General features: G+C 68.4%; 13 protein-coding genes. 9 read left to right on the top strand and 4 right to left on the bottom strand.

Going from position 1 to position 17,226, the window contains the following annotated elements:
- Positions 1-105: 105 nt before the first annotated feature.
- From CFB39_RS10910 to CFB39_RS10930, 5 genes are all read left to right on the top strand, one after another.
- On the top strand, positions 106-1,674 hold the full coding sequence (locus CFB39_RS10910; RefSeq protein WP_089473042.1) for a YdiU family protein: 1,569 nt from the start codon (positions 106-108) through the stop codon (positions 1,672-1,674).
- Between the two features lie 44 nt (positions 1,675-1,718).
- Entirely contained in the window at positions 1,719-2,150 is a 432-nt protein-coding gene (gene msrB, locus CFB39_RS10915; RefSeq protein ID WP_046545914.1) for a peptide-methionine (R)-S-oxide reductase MsrB, read from the top strand.
- A gap of 125 nt (positions 2,151-2,275) precedes the next feature.
- On the top strand, positions 2,276-2,806 hold the full coding sequence (locus CFB39_RS10920) for a septation protein A (protein WP_011352350.1): 531 nt from the start codon (positions 2,276-2,278) through the stop codon (positions 2,804-2,806).
- Between the two features lies 1 nt (position 2,807).
- Positions 2,808-3,116, top strand: coding sequence for a BolA family transcriptional regulator (locus CFB39_RS10925; protein WP_021163397.1), 309 nt, complete (start codon positions 2,808-2,810; stop codon positions 3,114-3,116).
- Positions 3,117-3,134: 18 nt separating this feature from the next.
- Positions 3,135-3,917, top strand: a complete 783-nt coding sequence (locus CFB39_RS10930) for a peptidylprolyl isomerase (protein ID WP_089425616.1) — start codon at positions 3,135-3,137, stop codon at positions 3,915-3,917.
- A gap of 180 nt (positions 3,918-4,097) precedes the next feature.
- On the opposite strand, the gene CFB39_RS10935 is transcribed toward CFB39_RS10930, so the two are convergent.
- On the bottom strand, positions 4,098-4,643 hold the full coding sequence (locus CFB39_RS10935; protein WP_089473271.1) for a GNAT family N-acetyltransferase: 546 nt from the start codon (positions 4,641-4,643) through the stop codon (positions 4,098-4,100).
- A 5-nt stretch (positions 4,644-4,648) separates the two neighbouring features.
- Complete coding sequence (gene purL / locus CFB39_RS10940) at positions 4,649-8,713, bottom strand: phosphoribosylformylglycinamidine synthase (RefSeq protein WP_089473043.1); 4,065 nt, start codon at positions 8,711-8,713, stop codon at positions 4,649-4,651.
- 318 nt (positions 8,714-9,031) lie between these two features.
- Between purL and CFB39_RS10945 the strand changes: the two genes are divergently transcribed.
- The 3 genes from CFB39_RS10945 (at position 9,032) to pgi (ending at position 13,667) form a co-directional block, all read left to right on the top strand.
- Positions 9,032-10,333 carry an FAD-dependent oxidoreductase gene (locus CFB39_RS10945; protein WP_089473044.1) on the top strand — a complete coding sequence of 434 codons (1,302 nt, stop codon included), beginning with the start codon at positions 9,032-9,034 and terminating at the stop codon, positions 10,331-10,333.
- Positions 10,334-10,385: 52 nt separating this feature from the next.
- Positions 10,386-11,933 carry an NAD(P)H-hydrate dehydratase gene (locus tag CFB39_RS10950; RefSeq protein WP_089473045.1) on the top strand — a complete coding sequence of 516 codons (1,548 nt, stop codon included), beginning with the start codon at positions 10,386-10,388 and terminating at the stop codon, positions 11,931-11,933.
- Positions 11,934-12,044: 111 nt separating this feature from the next.
- Positions 12,045-13,667 (top strand): glucose-6-phosphate isomerase, encoded by a 1,623-nt coding sequence (gene pgi / locus CFB39_RS10955; protein ID WP_089473046.1) that lies wholly within the window; start codon positions 12,045-12,047, stop codon positions 13,665-13,667.
- Positions 13,668-13,735: 68 nt separating this feature from the next.
- On the opposite strand, the gene CFB39_RS10960 is transcribed toward pgi, so the two are convergent.
- Positions 13,736-14,449 (bottom strand): ABC transporter ATP-binding protein, encoded by a 714-nt coding sequence (locus tag CFB39_RS10960; protein ID WP_089456377.1) that lies wholly within the window; start codon positions 14,447-14,449, stop codon positions 13,736-13,738.
- Between CFB39_RS10960 and CFB39_RS10965 the strand changes: the two genes are divergently transcribed.
- Entirely contained in the window at positions 14,448-15,122 is a 675-nt protein-coding gene (locus tag CFB39_RS10965; RefSeq protein WP_089425623.1) for an arylesterase, read from the top strand. The two genes, CFB39_RS10960 and CFB39_RS10965, sit on opposite strands and share 2 nt — an antisense overlap.
- Positions 15,123-15,192: 70 nt before the next feature.
- On the opposite strand, the gene CFB39_RS10970 is transcribed toward CFB39_RS10965, so the two are convergent.
- Positions 15,193-17,127, bottom strand: coding sequence for a SurA N-terminal domain-containing protein (locus tag CFB39_RS10970; RefSeq protein ID WP_089473047.1), 1,935 nt, complete (start codon positions 17,125-17,127; stop codon positions 15,193-15,195).
- Positions 17,128-17,226: the final 99 nt, after the last annotated feature.

A 17,226-nucleotide genomic window follows, 5' to 3' on the forward strand; every position in this document is an offset into this window, starting at 1 on the left:
CGCGCCCGTCAGCGGCCCCGGACGGGCGTGGCGCACGGTACGCGGGCCACCATGCGGGCGGCGCGACGCCGCCTTACAATATCGGCTTACCCAGAGGCGCTCAACATGTCGTTTTCCCGAAGCGCAGCCGATCCGGCTGACACCCTCCCCGACCTCGCCGCCACGCTCGGCGAGCCCGCCACTGGCGCGTTCGTCACGCTCGGCGACGCGTTTCATACGCGGCTGCCGGCCGCGCCGCTTGCCGCGCCGTATGTCGTCGGCTTTTCCGACGAAGTCGCGCAACTGCTCGACCTGCCGCCGTCGATCGCCGCGCAGCCCGGCTTCGCCGAGCTGTTCGCCGGCAACCCGACACGCGACTGGCCCGCGCACGCGATGCCGTATGCAGCGGTATATTCCGGCCACCAGTTCGGCGTGTGGGCCGGCCAGCTCGGCGACGGCCGCGCGCTGACGATCGGCGAGCGCACCGGCACGGACGGCCGCCGCTACGAGCTGCAGCTGAAAGGCAGCGGCCGCACGCCGTACTCGCGAATGGGTGACGGCCGCGCGGTGCTGCGCTCGTCGATCCGCGAATTCCTGTGCTCGGAAGCGATGCATCACCTCGGCATCCCGACCACGCGCGCACTGACGGTGATCGGTTCCGACCAGCCGGTGGTGCGCGAGGAGATCGAGACGTCGGCCGTCGTCACGCGCGTGTCGGAGAGCTTCGTGCGCTTCGGCCACTTCGAGCACTTCTTCTCGAACGATCGCCCCGACCTGCTGCGCCAGCTCGCCGATCACGTGATCGACCGCTTCTATCCGGATTGCCGCCACGTCGACGATCCGTACCTCGCGCTGCTCGAAGCCGCGACGCTGCGCACGGCCGACCTCGTCGCGCAGTGGCAGGCCGTCGGGTTCTGCCACGGCGTGATGAACACCGACAACATGTCGATCCTCGGCGTGACGATCGACTACGGCCCGTTCGGCTTCGTCGACGCGTTCGACGCGAACCACATCTGCAACCACTCGGATACGAGCGGCCGCTATGCATACCGGATGCAGCCGCGCATCGCGCACTGGAACTGCTATTGCCTCGCGCAGGCGCTGCTGCCGCTGATCGGCCTGCAGCACGGCATCGCCGACGACGACGCGCGCGCCGAGCGTGCGGTGGAGGACGCGCAGGCCGTGCTCGCGACGTTCCCGGACCGTTTCGGCCCCGCGCTCGAACGTGCGATGCGCGCGAAGCTCGGCCTGGCGCTCGAACGCGAGAACGATGCCGAGCTCGCCAACAAGCTGCTCGAGACGATGCATGCGAGCCACGCGGATTTCACGCTGACGTTCCGCCGGCTCGCGCAGGTCTCGAAGCACGACGCGAGCCGCGACGCGCCCGTGCGCGACCTGTTCATCGACCGCGACGCGTTCGATGCGTGGGCGAACCTCTACCGCGCGCGGCTGTCCGAGGAAACACGCGACGACGCGGCACGTGCCGCCGCGATGAACCGCGTGAACCCGAAATACGTGTTGCGCAACCATCTGGCCGAAGTCGCGATCCGGCGCGCGAAGGAGAAGGATTTTTCGGAGGTCGAGCGGCTCGCGCAGATCCTGCGCCGCCCGTTCGACGAACAACCGGAGCATGAAGCGTACGCGGCGTTGCCGCCCGACTGGGCCGGGTCGCTCGAAGTGAGCTGCTCGTCCTGAGCCCCGACCCGCGCGTATCGACCGACCGATCAGGAGAACCCCACATGTCCCACGATTCCGACGACAAGACCTTCCCGTACGAGAAGGACGACGCCGAGCTGCGCCGCCGGCTCACGCCGATGCAGTACGAAGTCACGCAGCATGCGGCCACCGAGCGTGCGTTCACCGGCGAATACACCGACACCGAAGACGACGGCATCTACAAATGCGTCGTCTGCAGCACGCCGCTGTTCGAGTCCGGCGCCAAGTTCCATTCGGGCTGCGGCTGGCCCAGCTACTTCAAGCCGCTCAACGGCGAGGTGATCGACGAAAAGGTCGACTACTCGCACGGGATGGTGCGCGTCGAGGTGCGCTGCAACCACTGCGGCGCGCATCTCGGCCACGTCTTCGAGGACGGCCCGCGCGACAAGACCGGTTTGCGGTACTGCATCAATTCGGCTGCGTTAAACTTCGAGTCCCGACCCGAAAACGAATGAGCGGCGCCGGGCGGATCCGCGGGGCGCCCCTCGCGCCGCCGCCCCGATCCGCTCCGGCGGTGCCTGGCGGGTCCCTACAACGGTGAAAGGCCGCGCAAGCGGCCTTTCACGCAGCTGCGAGCGCCATGAAATTCCTGTTCGATCTGTTTCCGATCATCCTGTTTTTTGCCGCCTTCAAGGTCTGGGGCATCTTTACCGCCACCGCCGTCGCGATCGTCGCGACGCTGGCCCAGGTCGCCTGGGTTGCCTTCCGGCACCGGAAGGTCGACACGATGCTGTGGGTCAGCCTCGGCGTGATCGTCGTTTTCGGTGGCGCCACCCTCGTCCTGCATGACGAGAAATTCATTCAATGGAAACCGACTGTGCTGTACTGGCTGTTTGCGATCGGGCTGCTCGCCGCGCGCTATGCGTTCGGCAACAACCTGATCGAGAAGATGATGGGCAAGCAGCTCACGCTGCCGCACCCCGTGTGGGACAAGCTGAACGTCGCCTGGGCGCTGTTCTTCGCGGTGCTCGGTGTCGCGAACCTGTACGTGGTGCACAACTTCACCGAATCGCAATGGGTGAACTTCAAGCTGTTCGGCACGACGGGCGCGATGGTCGTATTCATCATCCTGCAGAGCCTGTGGCTCACGAAATACCTGAAGGACGAGTGACATGACGGACGCCTTTCTCCACGCGTCGCCCGACGAGCGCATCGCGCTGATCGAAGCGCGCCTCACCGCGGCGCTCGCCCCGCTGTCGCTCACCGTGCGCGACGACAGCGCACAGCACGCGGGCCACGCCGGCGCGTCCGCCGGCGGCCATTTCACGGTCACGATCGTGTCGGCCGCCTTCGCGGGCAAGCCGCGCGTCGCGCGGCACCGGCTGGTGTATGATGCGCTCGCTGATGCGATGCAGCGCGGCATTCACGCGCTCGCGATCGTGGCTTACACGCCCGAAGAATTCAACGAATCTTCAATCTAGTCTCATTAGGAATTCCCGATGATCCTGAAATCCCCCCGCCTGTGGGTCGCGGCGGCTGCTTTTGCAGCGGCACCGGCATTTGCCCAGAACATCGCCGTCGTCAACGGCACGCCGATTCCGAAGTCGCGCGCCGACGCGATGGTGGCTCAGCTCGTCCAGCAAGGCCAGACCGACAGCCCGCAACTGCAGCAGGCCGTGCGCCAGGAACTCGTGAACCGCGAAATCCTGATGCAGGAAGCGATCCGTGAAGGCATCCCGAACCGTCCGGACGTGAAGGCGCAGGTCGCCGTCGCGCAGCAGACCGTCGTGCTGCGTTCGATGATCGAGAGCTTCCTGAAGAAGAACCAGCCGACCGACGCCGAAGTGAAGGCGCGCTACGACGACCTCGTCAAGGGCGCCGGCGGCAATCGCGAATACCACCTGCACCACATCCTCGTCAGCGACGAGCAGCAGGCGAAGGACCTGATCGCGAAGATCAAGGCCGGCGCGAAATTCGAGGATCTCGCGAAGCAATACTCGAAGGATCCGGGTTCGGGCAAGAACGGCGGCGATCTCGACTGGTCCGACCCGAAGGCGTACGTGCCGGAATTCGCGGCGGCCGCGCAGAAGCTGCAGAAAGGCCAGATGACCGACACGCCGGTGAAGACGCAGTTCGGCTGGCACATCATCCGCGTCGACGACATCCGCGACATCGCCCCGCCGCCGCTCGAGCAGGTGAAGCAGCAGATCGCGCAGCAGCTCGTGCAGCAGAAGCTGCAGGCGTTCGAGGAAGGTCTGCGCCAGCAGGCAACGGTCAAGTAACGCCGGCACGCGCCACACGCGCCTCGAAAAGCCGCTCTTCGGAGCGGTTTTTTATTGCCCGCGCACACTGCCTGCGGACGAGTCACGATGCGCTTCGCTGGCAGCCCGGCAAAAGAAAAAGGCCGCTCCGAAGAGCGGCCTTTCCCGTGCCGGATTCGCGCGCACCGCAAGCGCGGCAGGCTAGGCAGGATGGAACACGTCGTGATAGCGAACGTCACCTGACGGCCGCGGCGCCGAATCGTCGAGCGACAGCGCGAGGAAATACCCGGGCGGCACGCCCGGGAACACAATGTCGCCGGATGGCGCAAAGCCGAACCGCGTGTAGTACGCGGGTTCGCCGAGCAGCACGCAACCGCGCGCGCCAAGCCGGCGCAACGCGTCGAGCCCCGTGCGCACCAGCCCCGCACCGATGCTCTGCCGCTGGCAATCGGGCAGCACCGCGAGCGGCGCCAGCCCGTACCAGCCCTGGCTGCCGGACGGTTCGCCACCGATCGACACCGGCGAGAACGCAACGTGCCCGATCAGGCGGCCGTCGCGCTCCGCGACGAGCGAGACGCTCAACGCACCGTCGGCACGCAGCGTATCGACGATCCGCCGTTCGAACTGGCCGCCTTCCGGCTCGCCCGCGAACGCGGCGACGATCACGCGGCCGATCGCGTCGGCCTCGCTGGCACGCTCATCGCGCAGCGTGACGACCTCGACCGGTGCGTGCGGATCGAACATCATTCCGATCAGCCGATCCAGCGGCGCGCGTTGCGGAACACGCGCATCCACGGGCTCGCTTCACCCCAGCTTTCCGGGTGCCAGCTCATCGCGACCGTGCGATGCACACGCTCCATGTGCGGCATCAGCACCGAGAAGCGGCCGTCGGCCGTCGTGACCGACGTGATGCCGGCCGGCGAGCCGTTCGGGTTGAACGGATAGCGCTCGGTCGCTTCGCCGCGGTGGTCGACGAAACGCATCGCGACCGCGACGCGATCGATGTCGCCCTGCTGCGAGAAGTCCGCATAGCCTTCGCCGTGCGCGACCGCGACCGGAATCCGCGAGCCTTCCATCCCCGCGAAGAAGATCGACGGCGATTTCTCCACTTCGACGAACGAGAAGCGCGCCTCGAACTGCTCGGACTTGTTGCGCGTGAACTTCGGCCACGCATCCGCGCCCGGGATCATCGACGCGAGGCTCGACAGCATCTGGCAACCGTTGCAGATGCCGAGCGCGAACGTGTCGGGACGTGCGAAGAAGGCCGAGAACATGTCGGCGAGGTTCGCGTTGAAGCGGATCGTCTTCGCCCAGCCTTCGCCCGCGCCCAGCACGTCGCCGTACGAGAAGCCGCCGCATGCGACCGCACCCGCGAAATCGGCGAGCGTGGCACGGCCGGCGAGCAGGTCGCTCATGTGCACGTCGTGTGCATCGAAGCCCGCGCGGTCGAACGCGTAGGCCGTTTCCAGATGCGAGTTCACGCCCTGCTCGCGCAGGATCGCGACGCGCGGCCGTGCGCCCGTCGCGATGAACGGCGCGGCGATGTCGTCGGCCGGATCGAAGCTCAGCACCGGCGAGATGCCCGGATCGGCCGCGTCGAGCAGTGCGTCGTATTCGGCATCCGCACACGCGGGGTTGTCGCGCAGGCGCGCGATGCGCCAGCTCACTTCGCTCCATGCGCGATGGAGTTCGGTGCGCGGTGCGTCGAAGATCTTCTTCGCGTCGCGGTATACCTCGATCACGTCGCGATCGTTGACCGAGCCGATCACGTGCGAGCACGCCGACAGGCCGAACTCGCGCAGCGCGCCGAGCACCGCGTCGCGATCGGTCGCACGCACCTGCACGACGGCGCCGAGTTCCTCGGAGAACAGCGCGCGCAGCGTGCGATCCTCGCGGCGGCCGCTCGTCTGCTTCGCCCAGTCCTTCGCGTCGCCGTAGTCGGATTCGTGATTCGGGTCGAGCGTCAGCATGTCGACGTTCAGCGACACGCCCGCGTGGCCCGCGAACGCCATTTCGCACACCGTCGCCCACAGGCCGCCGTCCGAGCGGTCGTGGTAGGCCAGCAGCTTGTCTTGCGCATTGAGCGACTGGATCGCGTTGAAGAAGCGCTTCAGGTCTTCCGCATCGTCGACGTCCGGCGTCGTGTCGCCGACCTGCTGCGTGACCTGCGCGAAGATGCTGCCGCCCATCCGGTTCTTGCCGCGGCCGAGATCGATCGCGATCAGCACGCTGTCGCCCGCGTCGGCGATGCGGCGCAGTTGCGGCGTCAGGTGACGGCGCACGTCCTCGACCGGCGCGAACGCGGAGATGATCAGCGACACCGGCGACACCACTTCCTTCGCGACGCCCTGCTCGTCCCACTTCGTCTTCATCGACAGCGAATCCTTGCCGACCGGGATGCCGATCCCGAGCGCCGGGCACAGCTCCATGCCGATCGCCTTGACCGTGTCGAACAGCGCGGCGTCCTCGCCGGCCGTGCCGCATGCCGCCATCCAGTTCGCCGACAGCTTCAGCTTGTCGAGCGACGCGATCGGCGCGCTCGCGATGTTCGTGATCGCCTCGCCGACCGCCATGCGGCCCGATGCCGGCGCATTGATCACGGCGAGCGGCGTGCGCTCGGCCATCGTCATCGCCTCGCCCTTGAAGCCCGCGTAGTCGAGCGCGGTGACCGCGCAGTCGGCCACCGGCACCTGCCACGGGCCGACCATCTGGTCGCGCACCGACGTGCCGCCGACCGAGCGGTCGCCGATCGTGATCAGGAACGACTTGCTGCCGACCGTCGGGTGCTTCAGCACGTCGACCGCGACCGCCGACAAGGCGATGCCCGTCACGTCGACCGGCGCACGCTCGGTCGTAACGCGGGTGACGTCGCGATGCATGCGCGGCGGCTTGCCGAGCAGCACTTCCATCGGCATGTCGACCGGGTATTCGTCGGCGCCCGTCGCTTCGTCGTCGACGAGCTTCAACTGGCGTTCGTCGGTCGCGACACCGACCACCGCGAACGGGCAGCGCTCACGGGCGCAGATCGCCTCGAAGCGCGGCAGGTCGGCCGGCGCGATCGCCAGCACGTAGCGCTCCTGCGCTTCGTTCGACCAGATTTCGCGCGGCGACAGGCCCGATTCCTCGAGCGCGACCTTGCGCAGCTCGAAGCGCGCGCCCTTGCCCGCCCCGTCGACGATCTCGGGGAACGCATTCGACAGGCCGCCCGCGCCGACGTCGTGGATGCTCAGGATCGGGTTTTCCGCGCCGAGCTGCCAGCAGCCGTTGATCACTTCCTGTGCGCGACGCTCGATTTCCGGGTTGCCGCGCTGCACCGAGTCGAAGTCGAGTTCGGCCGTGTTCGCGCCGGTCGCCATCGAGCTCGCGGCGCCGCCGCCCATCCCGATCCGCATGCCCGGGCCGCCGATCTGGATCAGCAGCGAGCCGGCCGGCACGTCGTGCTTGTGCGTATGTTGGTCGGCGATGTTGCCGAGACCGCCCGCGATCATGATCGGCTTGTGATAGCCGTGCACCTTCCCGCCGACGTTCTGCTCGTACACGCGGAAATAGCCGCCGAGGTTCGGACGGCCGAATTCGTTGTTGAACGCGGCGCCGCCGAGCGGGCCGTCGATCATGATCTGCAGCGGCGACGCAATGCGGTCGGGGCGGCCGTACGGGCCGTGCTGCTCGTTCGGGTTGCGCTCGCCGACCGGCTGGGCCGCGTCGCGCGCGTTTTCCCACGACTGGCGTGCGTCGGGCAGATCGAGGTTCGACACGGTGAAGCCCGTGAGGCCGGCCTTCGGGCGCGCACCGCGGCCCGTCGCGCCTTCGTCGCGGATCTCGCCGCCCGCGCCGGTCGCCGCACCCGGGAACGGCGAGATCGCCGTCGGGTGGTTGTGCGTCTCGACCTTCATCAGCGTGTGCGTGAGCTCGGTGTGGCGGCCATAGCGTTCACCCGGCTCGCCGGCCGCGCCTGCGTTGCGCGGGAACCAGCGTTCGGCTTCGGCGCCGACCATGATCGACGAGTTGTCCGAATACGCGACGATCGTGCCCTGCGGGTTCAGCTTCTCGGTGTTGCGGATCATCGCGAACAGCGACATGTCCTGCGCCTCGCCGTCGATCGTCCACTGCGCGTTGAAGATCTTGTGGCGGCAGTGCTCGCTGTTCGCCTGCGCGAACATCATCAGTTCCACGTCGGTCGGGTTGCGTTCGAGCTTGCGGAACGCGTCGACCAGGTAATCGATCTCGTCGTCGGCGAGCGCGAGGCCCAGCTCGACGTTCGCGCGTTCGAGCGCGCTGCGGCCGACGCCCAGCACGTCGACGCGTGCGAGCGGCTTGGCCGGCAGTTCGTCGAACAGGTGCTTCGCGTCGTCGCGAGCCGCGACCACGCTTTCGGTCATCCGGTCATGCAGCGCGGCCGCCACGGCTGCGCGCGCGTCGTCCGACAGCGCCTTCTTGCCGCCGAGCAGGCCCGACTTCAGCGTGACCGTGAATTCGACACCGCGCTCGATGCGGCGCACCTGCGTGAGGCCGCAGTGCTGCGCGATGTCGGTCGCCTTGCTCGCCCACGGCGAGACCGTGCCGAAACGCGGCAGCACGACGAAGGTCTCGGCCGTGCCCTTCTCGGCCGCCGGCTCGAACGGCGCGCCGTAGTGCATCAGCGCGTCGATGCGCGCGCTGTCGTCGGCCGACAGCGGCTCGGCCGCATTGACGAAGTGCAGGAACTGCCCGCGCACCGCGACGATGTTGGCGTCGATTTGCTTGAGCGTGTCGAGCAGACGGGTTTGACGGAAATCGGAGAGGGCCGAAGCGCCGGGAAAACACGAGAAGTGAGCCATGGGCTGGACTGACGTCGATGAGTCGCGCGAAGTGGCGACGTGGGGCGAAAGGAAGGCCGTAATTATACCCGGAAGTCGGTCGCCCCAGACCGGCCAATCGGTAGCCCGCATGCACCGCAACGGTGCCGCGGTGCGCGCCGTGTACAGCCCGCCCGCGCGGGCGCGGCAGCCGGCGGCCGTGGCGCGGCTGCACGGTCCGTGCTCTCCCGGCGCCGGTTCCCGCGATTTTGGCGCTATCATTCCGGGTTCACCGGGCCGGGGCCCTCAGCGAATTCTCACCGGGCGGCGCCTGCGCGCCGCCCGTCATCGAAGCAATCCATGGATGTCATCGTCATCGGCGGCGGAATCAGCGGCGTCGCCACCGCCTACCAGCTGCGCGCGGCCGGCCATCGCGTGTGCGTGGTCGAACGTCACGCCACCGTCGCGCAGGGTGCGACCTACGGCGACGGCGGCGCGCTGCTGCCGAGCCCGCTCGACGTCTGGTTCGGCCCGACCTTCATGCGCCAGCGCCAGCCGCGCGACAGCGGCATCGTCTACAAGCCGGGCTTCAACGGCGGCGTGCGCCGCTTCGTCAAGCAGCTCGGCACGCTGCGCGAACCCGACGCGTTCGCCGCCCAGTACGCGCGGCTGCGCCCGCTGATCGATGCGTCGCGCGACACGCTCGCCGACATCGAGACGCGCCTCGAACTCGAATTCGAACAGAAGCCCGGCATCCTGCACGTGGTGCGCGATCCGCGCGACTGGGACGCGATGCAGCCCGCGCTCGACCTGCTGCGCACGCTCGACCAGCCGTACCGCCTGCTCTCCGCCGACGAATGCGCGGCGCTCGAACCGTCGGTGCCGGCCGAGCCCGGCTTCGCCGGCGGCGTGCTGCTCGAGACCGAACGCACCGGCAATTGCCCGCTGTTCGCGAAACTGGTCAAGCAGACGCTCGACGAGCATGGCGTGCAGTTCCGCTTCGGCGCGGAAGTCGCCGCGATCCGCGTCGACACCGGCCGTGCCGCGGTCGAGCTCGTCCCGCCCGGCGACCGGCGTGCGTCGAACGCACGCGAGGTCGACGTGATTTCCGCCGATGCGATCGTGGTCGCCGCCGGCGCCGGCAGCCTGCCGCTGCTCGACCGGCTCGGCTGGCGCCTGCCGCTGCACCCGGTGCGCGTCCATACGCTCACCGCACCGGTCGCGTACGAAGAACACGCACCGCACCTGAACGTCATCGATTCGATCAAGCGGATCTCGATCACGCGCACCCACCAGCGGCTGCGCGTCGGCGGCGGCGCGGTGCTGCAGAGCCTGCCCGAGACCGCGAAGCCGCTCGCCGAGCCGCTGTCCGAGGCCGCGCTCGCGCTGCTCGGCCAGGCCGTCCACGACTGGGTGCCCGGCGCCGCACGCATCTCGGCCGCGTTGTCGTGGCAAGGCACGCAGTTGCTGTCGCCGGACGGCCTGCCGGTCGTCGGTCCGACCCCGCATCCGCGCGTGTTCGTCAATTTCGGACATGGTCCGGCCGGCTGGGGGCTCGCCTGCGGGTCTGCTAAAGTGGTGACCGACTATCTGGGCGGCGACGTGCAGCACTGGCCCGCCGACACGCTCGCCGCGCTGCGCGCCGGGCGCTTCACGACCTGACCGCCGCGGGCCCGTCCCCGGCGGCCACCTAGCCAGCCGCCACGACCCCGCGATGACCGCCAATACCCGCCCGCTCCCCGATTCCGATCCGATCGCGCTGCTGCGCGTCGCCGACCTGCGCACGGCCGAAATCGACGCCGCGGCGGCGCTGCCGCCGCATACGCTAATGGGTCGCGCCGGCGCCGCCGCCGCGCACTGGCTGTCCGAGCGCATGGCCGGCGACGACCGGCCCGTGTGGTTCGCGGTCGGCCCGGGCAACAACGGCGGTGATGCGCTGGTTGCCGCCGCTCACCTCCAGCAGCTTGGCGTCGCCACGCAAGCGTGGATGCCGGTGCCAGTCAAACCAGACGACGCGCAATGGGCGCTCGGCCTCGCGCGCGCGGCGGGCGTACCGGTATCCGCCACACCGCCTGCTTCGCTGGACAGCTTTGCATGGATCGTCGACGGGCTGTTCGGCATCGGTCTCGGCCGCGCGCTCGACGGCGCATTCGCCGAGCAGGCCCAGCGCATCGCCGCGCATGCGCGCAGCGGCGGCCACGTGCTCGCACTCGATGTCCCGAGCGGGCTCGACAGCGATACGGGCCGGATCGTCGGCGCGGGCGTCGCCGTCGCCGCCACCCATACGCTCACTTTCATCGCCGCGAAGCCGGGCCTCTACACGGGCGAAGGCCGCGATCTCGCCGGCGAGATCGACGTCGCCTCGCTCGACGCCGCGCCACCCGCCGCGCCGGCCATCATGCTGAACACACCCGCGCGGTTCGCCGCCGCCCTGCCCGCGCGCGCATTCGCGTCCCACAAGGGCACGTTCGGCAGTCTCGCGGTACTCGGCGGCGACACGGGCATGTGCGGCGCGCCGATCCTGGCCGCCCGCGCCGCGCTGTACGCCGGTGCCGGCAAGGTGCACGTCGGCTTCCTGGGCGCCGGCGCACCGCCGTACGACCCACCGTTCCCCGAACTGATGCTGCATCCGGCCGACGGCCTCGATCTCGGCGCGATGACCGCCATCGCGGCCGGCTGCGGGCTGGGCACGCGCGAGGCCGCGGCGACGCTCGTGCGCGACGTGCTCGCGCACGATGCCGCGACGCTGCTCGATGCCGATGCGCTGAACCTCGTCGCGACACATGCCGATCTCGCGACCGCCGTCGCCACGCGCGGTGCGCGCGGCAATCCGTGCGTGCTGACGCCGCATCCGCTCGAAGCCGCCCGGTTGCTCGGCAGCGACACGGCGACCATCCAGCGCGACCGCGTCGCGGCCGCGCAGGCGCTTGCGATTCGTTATGCGGCGCATGTCGTGCTGAAAGGCTCGGGCACGGTGATTGCGGCGCCCGACGGCCGCGTGACGATCAATCCGACCGGCAATGCGGCGCTCGCCACGGGCGGCACCGGCGACGTACTCGGCGGACTGATCGGCGCGTTGCTCGCGCAGCGCGTCGCACCGTACGAGGCCGCGCTCGCGGGCGTCTACCTGCACGGCCTCGCGGCCGACACGCTGACCGCACACGGCACCGGCCCGGCCGGACTCACGGCCGGCGAACTCGCGCCGATGGTGCGCACGCTGATCAATCGCCTTTTTTACGCGTCGCCGCGCGCCGACACATAAGGCCGCTATACTGACTGCCCCGCCGCACGGCGGGCCCTCTCGTCCGCCGGCCTTCCGATCCCGATGAGCCGGCGCGGCATTCCTCCCGATTCACGCTTCACTCGAACCGCCATGACGCTGAATTCGCTCCCCGCCTGGACTGCCCTTCAATCCCACTTCGAGCAAATCCGCCATGCTCGCCTGCGCGACTGGTTCGCGCCGGAAAACGACCCCACGCCGACGCGTGCCGAACGCTTCACGCTCGCAGGCGGCGGCCTCGCGGCCGATTTCTCGAAGAACCGCATCAATGACGACACGCTGCGCCTGCTCGTGCAGCTCGCGCGCGACGCGGGCGTCGAAGCACGCCGCGACGCGATGTTCGCGGGCGAGATCGTCAACCCGACCGAAGGCCGTGCCGCGCTGCACACCGCGCTGCGCGCGACCGATCCGCAAGCGCCGTTCCACGCACAGATCAGCGCCGAGCGCGCGAAGATGGCGACCTTCGCGCGCGCCGTGCGCAGCGGCACGTGGACGGGCTACACCGGCAAGCGCATCCGCCACGTGATCAACATCGGCATCGGCGGCTCCGATCTCGGGCCGAAGATGGTCGTGCATGCGCTGCACCACGTCGCGACGCCTGAAATCACCACGCACTTCGTGTCGAACGTCGACGGCGCCGATCTCGCGCGCGTACTCGAGCAGGTCGATCCGGAGGAAACGCTCGCGATCATCGTGTCGAAGACGTTCACGACGCTCGAGACGATGACGAACGCACGCTCGCTGCGCGACTGGTTCGTCGCGCGCGGCTGCCCCGAGGACGCGCTCGCGAAGCACTTCGTCGGCGTGTCGGCGAACCCGGCGGAAGTCGTGAAGTTCGGCATCGCCGCGGACAACGTGTTCGAAATGTGGGACTGGGTCGGCGGCCGTTACTCGCTGTGGTCGGCAGTCGGCCTGTCGATCATGATCGCGATCGGCCCCGAGCAGTTCGACGAGCTGCTGGCCGGCGCGAACGACATGGACCGACATTTCCGCGAAGCGCCGCTCGAGCGCAACCTGCCCGTGCTGCTCGGCCTGATCGGCATCTGGTACCGGAATTTCTTCGGTTCGCAGAGCTATCTCGTCGCACCGTATTCGGAAGCGCTGCACTACCTGCCGTCGTACCTGCAGCAGCTCGAAATGGAGAGCAACGGCAAATCCGCGCGCCTGGACGGCACCTTCGTCGACTACCCGACCTCCGCCGTCACGTGGGGCGAGCCGGGCACCAACGGCCAGCACGCGTTCTTCCAGATGCTGCACCAGGGGCCGACGATCGTGCCGATCGACTTCATCGCGGTGCTGACGCCCGAGCATCCGCTCGCGAGCCATCATCCGAAGCTGCTGGCGAACTGCTTTGCGCAGAGCGAGGCGCTGATGCTCGGCCGCACGCTCGACGAAGCGCGCAAGGTCGCGGGGCCGGGCAAGGAAGCGCTCGCGCCGCACCTGACGTTCCCGGGCAACCGCCCGACGACGACACTGCTCGTCGATGCGCTGACGCCGCGCACGCTCGGCGCGCTGATCGCGCTGTATGAACACAAGGTGCTCGTGCAGGCAACGGTGTGGGACATCAATCCGTTCGACCAGTGGGGCGTCGAGCTCGGCAAAATTCTCGGCAAGGTGGTGGAAGGCGACCTGACGGCCGAGTCGGTCGATCCGGCCAGGCACGACTCGTCGACTACTGCGCTGATCGAGCGCGCCCGCGCGGCGCTGAAGCGCTGACGCGCTCGGGTATCGGCGTCATGCCGATGCCGGCCGCGCAGCCCTGCTTGCGCGGCCGGCCGCTCAATTCAGGTGCCGCGCTGCTCCGCGTGCGGCTCGACGATGCGGCCGGCGTCGATCGTCACGGTCGTCGCACAGCGGCGCGCGAGTTCGACATCGTGCGTGACGAGCACGAGCGTGGCGCCATGCGTGCGGTTCAGCTCGAACATCAGGTCGATGACCGCATGGCCGGTGGCCGCATCGAGGCTACCGGTCGGCTCGTCGGCGAACAGGATCGCCGGGCGCGTGACGAATGCGCGTGCAAGCGCGACACGCTGCTGCTCGCCCCCGGACAACAGCTTCGGATAATGCGCAGTACGCTCGCCGAGACCGACCTGCACGAGCAGCGCCCGGGCACGATCGGCTGCTTCACGCGCGCTGATGCCTCCCTGCAGCTCGAGCGGCAGCATGACGTTCTCGAGCGCCGTCAAGTGCGGCATCAACTGGAACGACTGGAACACGAACCCGACTGCGCCGTTGCGCAGCGCCGCGCGCGCATCCTCGTCGAGCTGGTCGAGCGCACGACCGAGCAGGCGAACCGTGCCGCTCGTCGCGCTGTCCAACCCAGCAAGCAGGCCAAGCAGCGTCGATTTACCCGACCCCGACGCGCCGACGATCGCGAGGCTGCTGCCCGGCTGCACGGCGAGCGTGATGCCGTCGAGGATCGTCAGCTCGCCCGTTGCATCGGCGACCCGCTTGCATACGTCATGGACTTCGATGATCGGATCGGTAATCTTGAACATGGACACGACATTTCGCTGGAAAAGACGCGCGGCGGTCGCCGCGCTGCTGGGCACCCTGCTCGCTGCCACCGTGCCGGCGCGCGCCGCAACGACGCCGGCGGCGACATCAGGCCAGCCCGTGATCGTCGTGCTCGGCGACAGCCTGTCGGCCGAATACGGGCTGCCGCGCGACACCGGCTGGGTGGCATTGCTGCGGCAACGGCTCACGACCGAGCGAATCGATTATAGCGTCGCGAACGCCAGCGTCAGCGGCGACACCACGAGCGGCGGCCGTGCGCGGCTGCCCGCGGTGCTGCAACGGCTCAAGCCGTCGATCGTCGTCGTCGAGCTCGGGTCGAACGATGCGCTGCGCGGCGTGCCGCTCGCCACGACCGAGCAGAACCTGCGCGACATCATCGCCGGCGCACGACAGGCGCGGGCGAAGGTCGTGCTGGTCGGCATGTATGTGCCACCCAATTACGGCCCCGACTACACGCAGAAGTTCCACGCCGTCTATACGCGGCTGTCGAAGGATCTCGGCGTGCCCCTCGTGCCGTTCCTGCTGGCCGGCATCGAGAACAAGCCGGAGTTGTTCCAGGCCGACCAGATGCACCCGGCACAACAGGCGCAAGGCATTCTGCTCGACAACGTCTGGCCTGCGCTGAAGCCGCTGCTCGGCAAGCCGCGCGGCTGACGCTGCCGCCCCGCCGGAAAACAAAAAGCCCCGCATGAAGCGGGGCTTTTTGTTGCGTGCGAAACGACGCTCAGTTCTCGCCGTCCTGCGACTGGCTGGCCGTCGAGCCGTACAGCTTCACCTTCGAGCGGTCACGCAGTGCGGCGAGATACGCTTCGCCTTCGCTCTGCGCGTCGACCTGCGCCATCTGCTGCTGCGCGGCGGCCAGTTGCTGCGGATCGACCGCCGAACCCGGGATCACCGCGTTCACGCGGTAGATCGCGTAGCCGTCCGCGCCGAGATCGACACCGACGTACGCCGGCAGCGTCTTCGCATCGACCTTGTACACGGCGCTCAGTGCAGCCGGCGTCAGGCCCTGCGACTGCGTGCGCGACACCTTCTGCGCGGCCGCGAACCCGTCGACCGACTTCGACTTCTGCAGTTCGGCAAGCTTCGCCGCGCCGTCCTTCTTCGCGAGTTCCGCAGCCTGTTCGGCCACGACCTTCTGGCGCACGACGTCCTTGATCGCGTCGAGCGCGGGCACGGCGGCCGGCTTGTAGTCGGTCACGCGCGCCGAGATCAGCGTGTTGTTGCCGACGTCGATCGCCTGCGTGTTGTTCTGGCTCTTCACCGAGTCGTTGGCGAACACGGCGGCCAGGAACTTCGGATTGTTCAGCGGGCTCGTCGGCGGCAGCTGCGGATTCGGCGTCGGCGTGACGGTGGCCGTCTGGATCGTCAGCTTGTACTTGTCCGCGGCCGGCTGCAGCGTCTTCGCCTTTTCGTAGACGGTGGACGTGAAGCCTTCCGCGTTGTCCGTGAACGCCTTCGATGCGTACTGCTGCTTGAGGTCGACTGCGATCTGGTCCTTCACATCCGCGAACGGCTTGACCGCCGCCGGCTTCACTTCCGTTGCCTTCAGGATGTGGAAGCCGAGATCCGACTGCACGACACCGCTCACGTCGCCCTGCTTGAGCGCGAACGCGGCATCGTCGAACGCCTTGCCGCCCGCCGTCGAGCCACGCGTGATGAAGCCGAGGTCGCCGCCCTTCGCCGCCGACGGTGCGTCCTGCGAGCTCTTCTGCGCGATCTGCGCGAACTGGTCCGGATGCGCCTTCACGTCGGCCAGCAGCTGCTCGGCCTTCGTCTTCGCCGCAGCCTTGTCGGCCGCGCTTGCGCTGCCCGGCGCGGCGATGAAGATGTGGCTCACGCGCACCTGCGCTTCGGTGCGGAAGTGCGTCGGGTTGTCATCGTAGAACTTCTTGATGTCCGCCTCGGTCGGCTGCGCGCTCGCGGCCGCTGCGGCCGGCGAATAGACGAGGTACTGGATCGTCGCGGTCTCCGGCGTCGCGAAGCTCTGCTTGTGCGCGTCATAGTACGCGGCGAGCTGCGCATCGGTCGGCTGGACCTTCGCGGCGAAGTCGCTCGTCTTCAGCACGAGCGCCTGCACTTCGCGCTGCTGCGCGGCGAGTTCGGACAGGCGTTGCGCGAGGCTCTTCGGCGTGAATGCGCTCGACACGATGCTGGCCGGAATCTGTTGCAGCGCGAGGCTGTAGCGCACGCGCTCCTGATACTGCTCGGGCGTCATCCCCTGGAACGACAGCAGTTGCGCATAGCGCTCGACATCGATCGAACCGTCGGGCTTCTTCAGCGACGCAATCATCGGGTCGCTCATCAGCGCGTCGCGCACGGCGTTGTCGGAGGCGGTCAGGTGCAGGCGTTGGGTCTCGTCGGCCAGCACGCGTTGCTGGATCAGGCCGTCGAGCACCTGCTTGCGGTGCTCGGGCGTATCGAACATCTTGATGTCGAACTGCCCGCCGAGCGCCTGACGCGCCTGGTCGATCTGCTGACGGAACGCGCCGTCGAATTCGACCCGCGTGATCTTGTGCCCGTTGACTGCCGCGACGTTCGCGCTGTCGTCGAAGAAGCCGCGGAAGCCTTGGATCCCGACGAAACCCAGCCCCGGCAACACGATCAGGAGCAGGAGCGCCATCATCAGGCGCTGGTGATTACGGAAGAAATCGAGCATGCGTGACGGGAAAATTGGACAAAACGTCCGATATTACAACATACGGGGTGGGACGGGAGAAAAGCAGACGTAGCGTGGGCGAGTACGGCGCGGCAAACA

This window comes from Burkholderia sp. AU6039 (assembly GCF_002223365.1).
In the GTDB taxonomy this organism is placed as follows: domain Bacteria; phylum Pseudomonadota; class Gammaproteobacteria; order Burkholderiales; family Burkholderiaceae; genus Burkholderia.

What these genes read in the sequence shown, in the direction of transcription:
- CFB39_RS10950 (WP_089473045.1), top strand. Translation starts at nt 10,386, where the DNA reads ATGACCGCCAATACCCGCCCGCTCCCCGATTCCGATCCGATCGCGCTG.
- CFB39_RS10910 (WP_089473042.1), top strand. Translation starts at nt 106, where the DNA reads ATGTCGTTTTCCCGAAGCGCAGCCGATCCGGCTGACACCCTCCCCGAC.
- CFB39_RS10930 (WP_089425616.1), top strand. Translation starts at nt 3,135, where the DNA reads ATGATCCTGAAATCCCCCCGCCTGTGGGTCGCGGCGGCTGCTTTTGCA.
- purL (WP_089473043.1), bottom strand. Translation starts at nt 8,713, where the DNA reads ATGGCTCACTTCTCGTGTTTTCCCGGCGCTTCGGCCCTCTCCGATTTC.
- CFB39_RS10945 (WP_089473044.1), top strand. Translation starts at nt 9,032, where the DNA reads ATGGATGTCATCGTCATCGGCGGCGGAATCAGCGGCGTCGCCACCGCC.
- CFB39_RS10960 (WP_089456377.1), bottom strand. Translation starts at nt 14,449, where the DNA reads ATGTTCAAGATTACCGATCCGATCATCGAAGTCCATGACGTATGCAAG.
- CFB39_RS10965 (WP_089425623.1), top strand. Translation starts at nt 14,448, where the DNA reads ATGGACACGACATTTCGCTGGAAAAGACGCGCGGCGGTCGCCGCGCTG.
- CFB39_RS10935 (WP_089473271.1), bottom strand. Translation starts at nt 4,643, where the DNA reads ATGATGTTCGATCCGCACGCACCGGTCGAGGTCGTCACGCTGCGCGAT.
- CFB39_RS10920 (WP_011352350.1), top strand. Translation starts at nt 2,276, where the DNA reads ATGAAATTCCTGTTCGATCTGTTTCCGATCATCCTGTTTTTTGCCGCC.
- CFB39_RS10970 (WP_089473047.1), bottom strand. Translation starts at nt 17,127, where the DNA reads ATGCTCGATTTCTTCCGTAATCACCAGCGCCTGATGATGGCGCTCCTG.
- CFB39_RS10925 (WP_021163397.1), top strand. Translation starts at nt 2,808, where the DNA reads ATGACGGACGCCTTTCTCCACGCGTCGCCCGACGAGCGCATCGCGCTG.
- pgi (WP_089473046.1), top strand. Translation starts at nt 12,045, where the DNA reads ATGACGCTGAATTCGCTCCCCGCCTGGACTGCCCTTCAATCCCACTTC.
- msrB (WP_046545914.1), top strand. Translation starts at nt 1,719, where the DNA reads ATGTCCCACGATTCCGACGACAAGACCTTCCCGTACGAGAAGGACGAC.